The 13,174-nt window shown below is 72.7% G+C and carries 11 protein-coding genes; 8 read left to right on the top strand and 3 right to left on the bottom strand.

The features are described from left to right. The first annotated feature begins 265 nt into the window (after positions 1-265). The 3 genes from afsR to ABT147_RS42535 all read left to right on the top strand — a co-directional run bounded on the left by afsR (position 266) and on the right by ABT147_RS42535 (position 4,185). Positions 266-3,241: an SARP-family global regulator AfsR gene (afsR, locus tag ABT147_RS42545; RefSeq protein ID WP_351416844.1), complete on the top strand. Its 2,976-nt coding sequence runs from the start codon at positions 266-268 to the stop codon at positions 3,239-3,241. Positions 3,242-3,475: 234 nt separating this feature from the next. Then, positions 3,476-3,715 (top strand): hypothetical protein, encoded by a 240-nt coding sequence (locus ABT147_RS42540; RefSeq protein ID WP_351416841.1) that lies wholly within the window; start codon positions 3,476-3,478, stop codon positions 3,713-3,715. 110 nt (positions 3,716-3,825) lie between these two features. Continuing rightward, entirely contained in the window at positions 3,826-4,185 is a 360-nt protein-coding gene (locus ABT147_RS42535) for a DUF6247 family protein (protein ID WP_351416839.1), read from the top strand. A 70-nt stretch (positions 4,186-4,255) separates the two neighbouring features. Here ABT147_RS42535 and ABT147_RS42530 read toward each other — a convergent pair whose 3' ends face one another. After that, positions 4,256-5,947 carry a fatty acid--CoA ligase family protein gene (locus ABT147_RS42530; protein ID WP_351416837.1) on the bottom strand — a complete coding sequence of 564 codons (1,692 nt, stop codon included), beginning with the start codon at positions 5,945-5,947 and terminating at the stop codon, positions 4,256-4,258. Between the two features lie 119 nt (positions 5,948-6,066). Between ABT147_RS42530 and ABT147_RS42525 the strand changes: the two genes are divergently transcribed. From ABT147_RS42525 to ABT147_RS42505, 5 genes are all read left to right on the top strand, one after another. Further along, entirely contained in the window at positions 6,067-7,215 is a 1,149-nt protein-coding gene (locus ABT147_RS42525) for a lipid-transfer protein (protein ID WP_351416835.1), read from the top strand. 34 nt (positions 7,216-7,249) lie between these two features. After that, a complete protein-coding gene (locus ABT147_RS42520; RefSeq protein WP_351416833.1) occupies positions 7,250-7,666 on the top strand; it encodes a Zn-ribbon domain-containing OB-fold protein in 417 nt (138 codons plus the stop codon). Then, positions 7,663-8,460, top strand: a complete 798-nt coding sequence (locus ABT147_RS42515; protein ID WP_351416831.1) for an enoyl-CoA hydratase/isomerase family protein — start codon at positions 7,663-7,665, stop codon at positions 8,458-8,460. Before ABT147_RS42520 ends, ABT147_RS42515 begins: the two co-directional genes overlap by 4 nt. A gap of 140 nt (positions 8,461-8,600) precedes the next feature. Continuing rightward, entirely contained in the window at positions 8,601-8,822 is a 222-nt protein-coding gene (locus ABT147_RS42510; RefSeq protein WP_351416828.1) for a type II toxin-antitoxin system VapB family antitoxin, read from the top strand. Then, on the top strand, positions 8,819-9,238 hold the full coding sequence (locus ABT147_RS42505) for a PIN domain-containing protein (RefSeq protein WP_351416826.1): 420 nt from the start codon (positions 8,819-8,821) through the stop codon (positions 9,236-9,238). Before ABT147_RS42510 ends, ABT147_RS42505 begins: the two co-directional genes overlap by 4 nt. Positions 9,239-9,324: 86 nt before the next feature. On the opposite strand, the gene ABT147_RS42500 is transcribed toward ABT147_RS42505, so the two are convergent. After that, positions 9,325-11,673: an outer membrane protein assembly factor BamB family protein gene (locus ABT147_RS42500; protein ID WP_351416824.1), complete on the bottom strand. Its 2,349-nt coding sequence runs from the start codon at positions 11,671-11,673 to the stop codon at positions 9,325-9,327. 349 nt (positions 11,674-12,022) lie between these two features. Continuing rightward, positions 12,023-12,949, bottom strand: a complete 927-nt coding sequence (gene kbpA / locus ABT147_RS42495) for an AfsK-binding protein KbpA (RefSeq protein ID WP_351416821.1) — start codon at positions 12,947-12,949, stop codon at positions 12,023-12,025. Positions 12,950-13,174 lie beyond the last annotated feature (225 nt).

The following is a 13,174-nucleotide window of genomic DNA, read 5'->3' as shown; positions in this document are numbered from 1 at the left end:
CGGTGCACCGGTGGCCCTACCGCCCCTCCACCCCGCCACACCCGGCGACATACCGCCCCCGGCACACGGAGCGGTGAGGAGAGCTCGTGTGGACCTGGTGATATCCCGCGTGGCTCCCTGTGATCGAGCTCTCGCACGGCTGACGGATCCGTCAAGAACAAGGCAAACTGGCCTCGTTGCCAGGGAGGCTTGGGGGACGTCGATGGGTGGTGAACCGGGAGTGCCGGAGATCGGTGTGCCGCGAGTGCCGGAGCAAAGGGTTGCCATGGACGCTCGGACACCGGAACCGGACCCCCAGACCGCGGCCGAGCTGCGCTTCAGCGTGCTCGGACCCGTGCGGGCCTGGCGCGGCGCCGAACCGCTGGCCACCGGTTCGCCCCAGCAACGTGCCCTGCTGGCCGCGCTGTTGCTGCGCGAGGGCCGTACGGCCACCGCGAACGAGCTGATCGACGCGCTGTGGGGCGACGAGCCGCCGTCGCAGGCGCTGGCCGCCGTACGGACGTACGCCTCGCGGCTGCGCAAGGTGCTCTCCCCGGGCGTCCTGGTCAGCGAGTCCGGTGGTTACGCGATCCGCGCGCTGTCCGGCGGCGCGCTGGACCTCGCCGTCGCCCAGGAACTGGCGGCCGACGCGGAGAAGGCCAAGAACTCCGGGGATCTGTGCCATGCCCGTCATCTGCTGAACAAGGCGTTGGGGCTGTGGGACGGCGAGGTCCTGGCGAGCGTTCCGGGGCCGTACGCGGAGACGCAGCGGGCCCGGCTCGACGAGTGGCGGCTCCAACTGGTCGAGACCCGGATGGACATGGACCTGGAGCAGGGCTGCCACGCGGAGGCGGTGTCCGAGCTGACCGCCCTCACCGCCGCGCACCCTTTGCGGGAGCGTCTGCGCGAACTGCTGATGCTGGCGCTGTACCGCAGCGGACGGCAGGCGGAGGCCCTAGCGGTGTACGCCGACACCAGACGCCTGCTGGCCGACGAACTCGGGGTGGACCCGCGCCCGGGCCTGCGGGAGTTGCAGCAGCGCATCCTACAAGCGGACCCGGGCCTCGCGGAGCCCTCCGCCCCGCTCGCCCCGGAGCCCGCCGCCGCCCCCGTCCGTCCCGCCCAGCTCCCGGCGACCGTCCCGGACTTCACCGGCCGGGCCTCCTTCGTCGGCGACCTGAGCAAGGTGCTGGCGGAGGCGTCGGGCGCCGAGGGCCAGGTGATGGCCGTGTCCGCGCTGGCCGGTATCGGTGGCGTCGGCAAGACGACCCTCGCGGTGCATGTGGCCCATCGGGCGCGGTCGGACTTCCCGGACGGGCAGCTCTACGTCGACCTCCAGGGCGCCGGTTCCCGGCCCGCCGAACCGGAGACGGTCCTCGGCTCCTTCCTGCGCGCCCTGGGCACGGCCGACTCCGCGATCCCGGACTCCCTGGAGGAGCGGGCCGCGCTGTACCGGTCGGTCCTGGACGGCCGCCGGGTGCTGGTCCTGCTCGACAACGCGCGGGACGCCGCCCAGGTACGGCCCCTGCTGCCCGGCACGGCGGGCTGCGCGGCCCTCGTCACCGCCCGGGTGCGCATGGTGGACCTGGCCGGGGCCCACCTCGTCGACCTCGATGTGATGTCCCCCGACGAGGCCCTCCAGCTCTTCACGAAGATCGTCGGCGAGGAGCGGGTCGCGGCGGAGCGCAAGGCCGCGCTCGATGTCGTCGCGGCCTGCGGGTTCCTGCCGCTCGCCATCCGTATCGCGGCCTCCCGCCTGGCGGCCCGCAGAACCTGGACGGTGTCCGTCCTGGCCGCGAAGCTCGCCGACGAGCGACGCCGGCTGGACGAGCTCCAGGCCGGCGACCTCGCGGTGAAGGCCACCTTCGAACTGGGCTACGGCCAGCTGGAGCCCGCCCAGGCCCGCGCCTTCCGCCTCCTCGGCCTGGCCGACGGCCCGGACATCTCCCTGGCCGCCGCGGCCGCCGTACTGGACCTGCCGCCGGAGGACGCCGAGGACGTCCTGGAGATCCTCGTCGACACGTCCCTGCTGGAATCCGCGGCCCCGGGCCGCTACCGCTTCCACGACCTCGTCCGCCTCTACGCGCGTGCATGCGCCGAACGGGACGAGCAGCCGCCGAGCGAGGGGGCACCTCCCACGCCTTTCGGGCAGGGCGAGCGGGAGCGGGCGATGTCGCGGTTGCTGGACTTCTATCTCGCCACGGCGGCGGAGGTGTACGCGATCGAGCGGCCGGGGGACCGGCTGGTCGATCACCTGGAACCCACCGAGTACCCGGGCCTCCGCTTCGCCGACGGCTCCTCCGCCCTCGACTGGCTGTACAACGAGGCGGCCTGCCTCCTGGCCTGCGTACGGCAGGCCGCGGGCACGGACCGGCTGCGCCGCGCCGTGGACCTGCTCTGGGCCGCCAAGGACCTCACCGAGTCGGGCGCCAACTCCCATCAGTACGAGGCGACCGCGCGCGCGATGTGCGACGCGGCGCGGGCCGCGGGGGACGAACGGGCGGAGGGGCGGGCGCGGATGATGCTGACCAACGTCCTCCTGGTGTCCGGGCGCATCCAGCAGGCGGGGGACCAGGCACAGCTCGCCATGGACCTCACGGCCTCCGCCCAGGACGTCGCCACGAGTTGGGTGGCCAACGACCGGGGCCTCATCTCCATGCACCAGGGCCGGTACGCGGACGGCCAGGTCTTCCTGGAGCAGGCCATCGAGGGCTACCGGGCGGCGGGCAACCGGCTCAACGAGGCGGTGACGCTGGCCAATCTCTCCCGCGCCCACCTGGGCATGGGCAGCATCGCGAAGGCGATCGACATCGCCCGGCACAGCCTCGACGTGCACACCGAGATGGGCCGGCCGATGCGCCGGGCCAACGCCCATCTCGCTCTCGGTCTCGCGCTCACCAGCGCGGGCCGGCACACCGAGGCGCTCGAACAGTTCTCGGACGCCCAGGACATCTTCGCCGAGCACCGGCAGCGGCTCTGGGAAGGCAACACCCACTTCCGCAAGGCCGAGGTGCACCTCGCCGCGCAACGTCCCGCGCGCGCGGCCCAGCACGCCGAACAGGCCCTCGCCCTGGGCTGTGTCGGCGGCGACCGGATGCGCGGTCACATCGTCACGCTCCTCGGCCGGGCCCTGTCCACACTGGGACAGACGGACCGGGCGAACGCCTGCTGGCGGGACGCGCTCAGCCTCTACGAACAGAGCGGCGCCACCGAGGAGGCCTCGGCCGTACGCACGTTGATCGCCCCGGCCACCGCGGCCTGAGCGCCTGTACGACCCGCGCGGCGGCGTACCGGCACCGGCGGCCGGAGGCGTTCAGCATTCGTTTATCTCCGCCCGGCACTCTCATACCTGCCAGACCGTCGCGTCGGGGGGCAGGCGGTCTGAACACGGGCGCAACCAGTACGGTTGCAGCCCTGCGGCGCCCGTCCGGCGGCCCTCGGGGGAGCTTCCGGACGGGCGTTCCTGACTCGTCACCACAGCAGAGGAACCCAGGCCATGAGCGACAAGAAGAAGGACGCGGACGTCACCACGCTGGACAACAGCATGCCCAGCGAGCCGGCCAAGTCCGAGGCCGAGACCATCACGACGATGGACAACAGCATGCCCACGCCGCCGAAGAAGCCCGTCGCCAAGCCGCTGGACAACAGCATGCCCAGCGAGCCCGTCGACACCCTCACCACGATGGACAACAGCATGCCCGCCCCGCCCGCCCTCGACCTCGACGGCGGCAAGTAGGCACACCGGGACTTCCGTTCCCACGGGGATCGGCCGCGGTGGCGCGGAGGGGGAGCCACCGCGGCCGAGGTGTGTCCGGGGCCGGTACGACGCAGGGGGGAATGACCAGGATGATCGCAGCGCATGCCGGAGCCGGGGCTCCCGTCGCCTCGCGGCCGGAGAGGACACCGTCCGCCCTGCGCGCCGCCCTGGAACAGGTGGCCCCGCACCGCCTCGGCGAGATGGAACGGCAGAAGGACGAGGCCATCACCCTGGCGGCCCGCACGGGCAGCCTCGGCCCGATCACCCGGTTCCTCGACACCTGGGCCGTGGCCGTCGAGATCGCCCGAATCCCCGCCTCCGCCGCACGCCTGCGCGCCGCCGAACACACCGCGCGCACCGTCGGCCACGACGACCCCGCCTGGCGCGAGGCCATGGACGAGATCCACGAACTCCACGCCACGGCACGGAAGTCACTCGCCCACGAGTGACCGGCACGGACGCCCCGGCCCACGCGAGCCCTCCGGCAAACGCGCCCCCGGCCCACGTGGGCCCCGCCCCTCACCTCCCCCGCAACTCCCCCTTCACCACCTTTCCGCTCGCGTTCCGCGGCAGCTCCCCCACGAAGTCCACCGCCCTCGGCACCTTGTAGTTGGCCATCTCGCGCCGGGACCAGGCGATGAGGTCGTCGGAGGTGAGCAGGGAGCCCCGCCGCCGTACGACGTACGCCTTGCCGACCTCGCCGAGGCGGGCGTCCGGGACACCGATGACCGCGACATCGGCCACATCCGGGTGCAGACCGAGCAGTTGCTCGATCTCGGCGGGGTACGCGTTGAACCCGCCGACGATGAACATGTCCTTGATCCGGTCGGTGATCCGGAGATTGCCGTCCTCGTCGAGCACCCCCACATCCCCCGTGCGGAGCCACCCGTCGGCGGTGATCGCGCGGGCGGTCTCGGCGGGATCCTCGAAGTAGCCGCGCATGACGTTGAAGCCGCGCACGAGCACCTCCCCGGGGGAGCCGGCCGGCAGCGCGGCCCCCAACGGGTCGACGACGCGCACCTCCGTCCCCGGGACCGCCCGCCCCGACGTCGAGGCGATCACCGACGGCTCGTCGCCGCGCCGGCACATCGTGACGATGCCGGATGCCTCGGACAGGCCGTACGCGGTCAGGACGGTGTCCACGCGCAGCTCGGCCCGCAGCCGTTCGACCAGTCGGAGCGGCACCACCGCCGCGCCCGTCACCACCAGGCGCAGGGCGCTGAGGTCGTAGTCGTCGCGGGCGGGGTGGTCCAGGAGGGACTGGTGGAGGGTGGGCGGGCCGGGGAGGACGGAGACGCGTTCCGCCGCCACGTTGGCCATCGCCGTCTCCACGTTGAACACCGGCTGCGGGATCATCGTCGCGCCCCGCATGAGACACGCGATCACACCCGCCTTGTAGCCGAAGGTGTGGAAGAAGGGGTTCACGACGAGATAGCGGTCGCCCTGCCGGAGCCCGGCCAGTTCGCTCCACACCTCGTACGCCCGCAGCGTCTGCGCGTGCGTGATCACCGCGCCCTTGGGCCGGCCGGTCGTACCCGAGGTGAAGATGATGTCGGACGGGGAGTCCCCGCTCAACGCGTCCGCCCGCGCCCGTGTCTCCCCCGCTCCCACCCCGTCGCCGCTCGCGAGGAAGTCCTTCCAGGTGCGGAAGTCGGCGGGGGCGTCGTCCGACAGCACCACCACCTGCTCCAGATGCGGGAGTCCGGGCAGCGGGCCGGGCCGCTCGCACGCGCTCCCGGCCCCGGGCGCCCGCAGCCGACCCCCGTCCGCGCCCGCGGCCCGCCGCAGCGAGGCAACGTACGAGGTCCCCAGGAACGTCCCGGTGATGAACAGCAGCTTGGCCCGGCTGCGGGCCAGGACGTCCGCCGCCTCGCCGCCCTTGAAGCGGGTGTTGAGCGGGACGAGCACCGCGCCCGCCGAGACCGCGCCGAGCGCGGAGACGATCCAGTCGAGGGAGTTCGGCGCCCACAGGGCGACCCGGTCGCCGACCCGGACCCCGTTCGCGACGCACGCCGCCGCCGCGCGCTCCACCCGCGCGCCCAGCTCCGCGTACGACACCCGCGTCCGCCCGTCGACGACGGCCTCGACCCCGCCGAACCGCTCGGCCGCCGAGCGGACCAGCCCCGGGACGGTGCCCCACGCCAGATCCCCGCGCCCATCCAAGTCACCGCGCACAGCAGGCCTCCGTACCGAGAACCAGTGTTCAGACATGAGCCGACCACCTGACTACCTGACTACCCGTCAGATTAGCTGTACCCTGACGGACTGTCAGCAGCCGACAGCCCCCTGTGCGGAGGTGCGCTCCGCAGCCGTGTGCGGAGGTGTGCCCCATGGCCGTGCTCAAGGACGCGACAGCGATCGTCGGCATCGGCCAGACCCCCTTCGCCAAGCAACTACCCGAAAGCGAACGGACGTTGGCGTGCCGGGCGATCCTCGCCGCCCTCGACGACGCCGGGATCGCGCCGGACGAGGTCGACGCGCTCGCCTCCTACACGATGGAGGAGACGGACGAGGTCGAGGTGGCGAAGGCGCTCGGCCTCGGCGACCTCACCTTCTTCAGCAAGGTCGGCTACGGCGGCGGCGGTTCGTGCGCCACGGTCGCGCATCTCGCCGCCGCGATCGCGACCGGTCAGGCCACGGTCGGCGTCGCCTGGCGGTCCCGGAAGCGCGGCTCGGGCCCCCGCCCGTGGAAGAACACGACCGTCCAACTCCCCACCCCGGCCCAGTGGACCCGCCCGTACGGCCTGCTCCGCCCCGCCGACGAGATAGCCATGCTCGCCCGCCGCCATATGCACGAGTACGGCACCACCCGCGACCACCTCTTCAACGTCGCCCTGGCCTGCCGCAACAGAGCGAACCAGAACCCGGCGGCGATGATGTACGAGCGCCCGCTGACCCGCGAGATGTACATGAACTCCCGCTGGATCAGCGAGCCCCTCTGTCTCTTCGACAACTGCCTGGAAACGGACGGGGCGTTGGCGTGTGTGGTGGTGAGCGCCGAACGCGCCCGCGACTGCCGTCGCACCCCCGTCCACGTCCACTCCGCCGCCCAGGGCCTGCCCGCCCAGCACCACGGCATGGTCAACTACTGGAACGACGACCCCCTGACCGGCCCCGCCTGGACCGCCGCCCGCCACCTCTGGAAACACGCGGACCTCACCCCGGACGACATCGACGTCGCCCAGATCTACGACGCGTTCACCGCCCTCATCCCCCTCTCCCTGGAGGGGTACGGGTTCTGCGCGCGCGGCGAGGGCGGCGCCTACACCGAGGGCGGCGCCCTGGAGATCGGCGGCCGTCTGCCCCTCAACACCTCCGGCGGCGGCCTCAGTGAGGCGTACGTCCACGGCTTCAACCTGATCACCGAGGGCGTCCGGCAGCTGCGCGGCACGAGCACCGCGCAGGTGCCGGGGGCTTCGACGTGCCTGGTGACGGCGGGCGAGGGCGTCCCGACCTCGGCGCTACTGCTCCGCACCTGACCAAGTCACCTGAGAACATGGGGAGTTGACGCATATGCTCACACCGGTGGTGGACGACGACGGCGCCCCCTTCTGGGAGTACGCCGCCCGAGGCGAACTCCGCGTCCAGGCCTGCGCCGACTGCGGCGAACTCCGCTTCCCGCCCCGCCCCTGCTGCCCGCACTGCCGTTCCTTCGCGACGGAGTGGCGCCGCGTCACGGGCCGGGGCCGGATCTGGTCGTACGTCCTCCCCCACCCGCCCCTCCTCCCCGACTACGCCGAGCAGGCCCCGTACAACGTCGTCCTCGTCGAACTGACCGACGCCCCCCGCATCCGCCTCGTCGGCAACCTGGTGACCGGGCCGGGCGCCCGCCTGGACTCGGTGCCGGTGGAGCGGATCCGGATCGGGGCGAGAGTCCAGGTGGTGTTCACGCCCACGGGCCTCCCCCAGTGGGTACTGGAGCGGCCATGACGACCCCGCGCACCCTGCGCACGACGACGGACAAGGACACGGGCGTAGCACTCGTGACCCTGGACCGCCCGACGCGACTGAACGCGATCGACCTCCCGACGGCGGAACGACTCACCGCACTGTGGCGGGAGTTGAGGTACGACGACACCGTACGGGCGATCGTCGTGACCGGCGCCGGCGACCGTGCTTTCTGTACGGGCCTCGACCGGGACGCGGCGACGGCCGTCCCCCAGCCGAACTCCCCCTACACGATCGAGGACCCCCTCCTCAGAATCGGCCCCAGGTCGAACGATCTCTGGAAGCCGGTCATCGCGGCCGTGAACGGCATGGCCTGCGGCGGCGCCTTCTACCTCCTCGGCGAGTCCGACTTCCTCGTCGCCGACCCCGCCGCCACCTTCTTCGACCCCCACACCACGTACGGCATGGTCAGCGCCTTCGAGTCGGTGTTGATGGCCCAGCGGATGCCGTACGGGGAGGCCACGCGGATGGCGCTGATGGGCACCGCCGAGCGGATGTCCGCGCGCCGGGCGTACGAGGTGGGTCTCGTGTCGGAGGTGACGGAACCCGGCGGGTCCGTCGCCGCCGCCCTCCGCTGCGCCGAGGTGATCGCCGGCTACCCCCCGGGGGCCGTCCAGGGCACGGTCCGCGCCTGCTGGTCGGCCCGGGAGGCGGCCCGGGCACACGCCCTCGCGTACGCCCCGCACCTCGTGTCGTTGGGGAACCTGCCAGGGGAACAGCAAGCTGAGCTGTACACGGGCCGGAGACGCCACCCCGACGGCCACCGCGTGCGGTGAGCCCACGCCCACCGCACTCAGCCGATCGACTCGGCCTCCGGCTCGTCCTTGATCGCGGCCCCGTTCCTGTCCTTGAACGAGGCCATGTCGCCGTGCGGCTTATATACACGGGACATTGCCCTTGAATAGAGGAGTCCAATATGACCGTGACGACGATCGATCTCGATGACGACGTGCTGGAGAAAGCCATGCGCGTCGCCGGCGGCGGTACCAAGAAGGACGTGGTCAACGCCGCCCTCCGCGAGTACGCGGAACGCCACGAGCGGGCGAGGCTCGTGGCCAAGCACTTCCGCGCCGCCCAGGAGTGGGACTACGAAGGCTGGCAGCGACGCCGCGCCGAGGACAAGAACGGTGGCATGTGATCCACTACCTGCTCGACTCCTCGGGCCTGTGGCGTCTTCTCCGCGAGGAGAGTCTGAGGAACGCGTGGCTGGAGACCACTGAGCTGCGTGCCATCGGGTCCTGCGCCGCCCAGCGGGCCGAGTTCCGGCGCTCGGCTCGCAACGCGGCCGAGTACGAGGCCATGGGGGAGATGTTCACCGACCTGTACCCCGATGTGCCGCTGCCGAAGAGGTTGTGGGACTGGGTCGACACGGCCCAGCACGCCCTCGCCGGGAAAGGGGCACTCGCCGCTGCCGGACCGCTCGACCTGATGATCTGCGCGACCGCCGCGCATCACGGACTGATCATCCTGCACGACGAGGCCGACTACGCGACAGTGGCCCGCTTCCTGCCGGACGTCAGCGAACGGAACGTACGCAACGTCCCGGATCTCTGACCGGGTTCACGGGCAGGGCCGACCGCCCCTGGCGCCTTGCGCCTTGCGCGGCCCAGGGGCCGGGCCGGGCGTCGCTCAGGAGCACCTCACGACGTCCGCGCCGTCCCCGTCCCCTTCTCCGCGTCCAGGGCGTACACGCACCGGTCCTTGCTGCAGGCGTACACGACACCGTCCTTGACGACGGGTGAGCCGGTGATCTCGCCGCCGGTGGCGAGCTTCCAGCGCAGGCGGCCGTCGTCCGCCTTCAGCGTGTAGAGGAGGTGGTCCGTCGAGCCGAAGTGGATACGGCCCTCCGCGACCGACGGCGCGCCGACGATCTCGCCGCCCGCCTGGAAGCGCCATTTCGGCGTTCCCGTGACCGCGTCGAGGGTGTAGAGGCCCTTGCCGCTGCCCACGTGGACGTGTCCGGCGGCCACCAGGACGGGTTCCAGGGAGGAGCGGGACTCCGTCGCGATGCGCCAGCGGTCGCGGCCGTCGGTGGCGTCGAGGGCGTAGACCGTGCCGAGGTAGTCGGCGAGGTAGACGCCGCCGCCCGTGACCGCGGGGCCCGGCGCGAACGTGGGGGCGGAGAGGAAGACGGCCGGGGCCTCGAAGTGCCAGCGGACATGGCCGCCGGCGATGTCGATGGCGAGGACGCGGCTGCCGGCGGAGACGTAGACGTAGCCGTCCGAGGCCGGGGTCAGGCGCACCGGGACGCCGCCGCAGGAGGCCGCGTCGCCGATGGGGTACGACCAGCGCTCGTCGCCCGTACGGGCCTCCAGGGCGCGCAGCCGGGCGTCCTTCCAGATGTAGACCGTGCCGTCCTGGACGAGCGGGCCGGCCTCGGGGGACTCGAAGTCGGTCTGGGCGCCGCTCAGCTCCCAGAGCTTCTGCCCGTTGGACGCCTCCCAGCCCTGTACGCCGCCGCCCCGGGTGGCGGTGACCACCGTGCCCCGGTCGGCCTTCAGGGAGTACACCCAGGCGTCCGTGGAGAGCCGCCACAGGTCGCCGCCCTCACGGGCGTCGAGCGCGAAGAGGGTCGGGCCGTCGGAGGCGTGGATACGGCCGTCCGCGACCGCCATCGACCAGGCGACGTCCCGGGTCTTGAAGCGGCGGCGGCCGGTGGCCACGTCCAGGGCGTGTACCTCGAAGGAGGTGACGTAGACGAGGTCGTCGGCGACGGAGGGGGTGCCCCAGACGTCGTTCGACATGCGGAAACGCCAGGGGCGCCAGCCGGAGGCGGCCGGTTCGGGGACGGCGGGCGGGGCGGTCACGGAGGGCGCGGGGTCGGCGCCGTTCACGCCGGCGCGCGGCCGGGACCAGGACGCGGCGAGGCCCGCCTCGGGCGGAGGCGCCTTCACGGCGGCGGCGCGGGCGTCGGCGACGCGCGGACCGGGCCCGATGGGCACCTGGCCCCCGGCGAGCCGTACCGGCCCGGTGTCGGGGGCGCCGAGGGAGACGGGCGCGGGGTCGTACGACGGCGGGGGCGGCGGTACGGGGGCTGGGCGGGCTCCGCCGCCGCTGCGCCCACCGGAGGCTTGCTGCGGCTTGGGCGCCGGACGGCCGCCCCGGCGGGTCTCGATGAGGCTCACCGCCTTCTCGGGCAGCCACGCCGAGGCCGTACCGCTGTCGTCCGAGCCGGAGCCGAAGAGGTGGGGCGCCAGCTGGGCCTGGAGGTCGGCGGGGTTGGGGCGCGCGGTCGGGTCCATCTGCATACAGGACTCGATGAGCGGGCGGAGATCGTCCGGGAGCCCGGAGAGGTCCGGTCCTTCTCTCAGCAGCATGAAGACGGTCTCGACGGGGTTGGCCCCGTGGAACGGCGCGTGGCCGGTGGCGGCGAACACGAGCATCGAGCCGAGCGAGAAGACGTCGCTCGCGCCGGTCACGCTCCGCGAGTCCTTCGCCTGCTCGGGCGACATGTACGCGGGCGTCCCGACGGCGACATTCGTCATCGTCAAACGCGTGTTCGATACGCCGGACGCGATGCCGAAGTCGATGACACGCGGCCCGTCCTCGACGACGAGGACGTTGGAGGGCTTCAGGTCGCGGTGGACGAGCCCGGCGCCGTGGATGGACTGCAGGGCTTCGGCGACGCCCGCGGCGAACCAGCGGACGGCCTGGACCGGCATGGGCCCACAGTCGTTCACTATTTCTTCGAGGGAGGGCGCGGGAACGTACGCGGTCGCCAGCCACGGCACGGCGGCGCGGGGATCGGCATCGACCACCGCCGCCGTGTAGAAGCCGGACACCGCGCGGGCCGCCTCGACCTCACGGGTGAAACGGACCCGGAAGAGCTGGTCCTCCGCCAGTTCCGTCCGCACCGTCTTGATCGCCACACGCCGGCCCGACGCCGAGCGCGCCAGATAGACCAGCCCCATGCCGCCGGCACCCAGCCGTCCCAGCACCTCGAACGGCCCGATCCGCCGCGGATCGTGCTGTGTCAGCTGATCCACCACTTGCCCTGCCACCTCCCCGTACGGACCGCGTCACCCACGTTGTGCGCGCGACCCCCGTGCAGCGTCTCACCACCGCACCGCCATGGCGGCACGCCCCCCGATTCTTCCTGCTAGCGGGGGCAGGTGCGAACCCGGGGGCGGATCGGGGTGTCTCAGGACAAAACCACGTTGTCCGCCTCTCGGGAAGCGGGAGCCCGGATGGTGGGACACCTCGGCGAGCCGCGTACCACCGGCGCACAACCCCGTACGTCTGCCCACGCAAGGCCCCCGTCACGCCTCCGTCACTCCCCCGGGAACATACGGAACCACCCTCGGCGCCCCGCGCGGCCGGTCACCGTCTTCTCGCTGGTCAGCCGTCGTCCTCGGGGCGGTTCGCCCCGCGTTCTCCCGCCGGTGGGGCCTCGTCCTCGCGCAGGTCGTCGCCCTGTTGCCGCAGTTCGTCCGGGCGCTGTTCCGCCTGATCCGCCTCCTGCGGCGCCTCCCGCCAGCCGTCTTTGTGCTTCCGTTCGAGCAGCGCGAACGACGCCCCTTGATTGTCCGTGACGACCGCCACATTTCCGTACGACGTGTCGAACGGCGGCACCTGCACCCGGCCCCCGAGCCGGCTGACGGTCCCGAGCGCGGCCTCGCAGTCCTCCGTCCCGAAGTGCACCAGGAAGTGCGGCGGCATCTCCGCCGGGAACACGTCCGTGAGCGTGGCCCGGCCGAAGTCCGGGGCCGCGTCCGGGCCGAAGAGCGCGTCGTGGAAGAGGTGCGCGTAGAAGGAGTTGGCCGCCTCGGTGTCCCGTGTGTACAGCTCGGCCCACACGAACGTGCCCGGCTCGTGGCGCCGCCCGAAGCCGGTGTGCGCCGCGGCCTGCCAGAGAGCGAAGACGGCGCCCTCGGGGTCCGTGGCGAGCGCGGCCGTGCCCAGCGTGCCGACCGGGGTCGGCGGGGTGATCACCTGGCCACCGGCCGCGGTGATCCGGGCGGTGAGGGCGACGGCGTCCGGGGTGGCGAAGTGGACGGTCCACACGGTGGGGAGCCGGCCGTCGGGCTTGGGCGCGATGGCGGCGAGCGGGGTCTCGGCGGCGTCGGCGGGCTCGGCGGCCTCGGGATAGGCCCACACCTCGTGGGCGCCGTCTCCGGGCGCCACCTTGAAAGTCCATCCGAAGAGTTCGCCGTAGAACCGCTTGCCCGCCTCCACGTCCGGCAGCTGGGCGTCCACCCAGCAGGGGACGCCCTCGGGGTACACGGCGGCCCCCGTCCCGGCGGCGGCACCCGTCTCATCGGCCATAGGGCCAAGCTAACGGCCACCCAGTGCGGGCGCGCGTCGGGCCGTGTTTCGCGGGGGAGGAGGGGGGTTCGGTGCGTTGGCGGGTGCGGCTCCGGTGGGGCTTCTCGCGCAGTTCCCCGCGCCCCTAAGGATTCAGGCCCCTGCGGGCCTGAAAGGCACGGGGCGCAGCCCCTGCCTTTCAGGGGCGCGGGGAACGGCGCGACCAGCCCCCACCGAACCCGCGCA

Source organism: Streptomyces sp. NPDC001868 (assembly GCF_040297125.1).
Taxonomy (GTDB): Bacteria; Actinomycetota; Actinomycetes; order Streptomycetales; family Streptomycetaceae; genus Streptomyces.
This window is presented reverse-complemented; position numbering and strand designations above follow the sequence as displayed.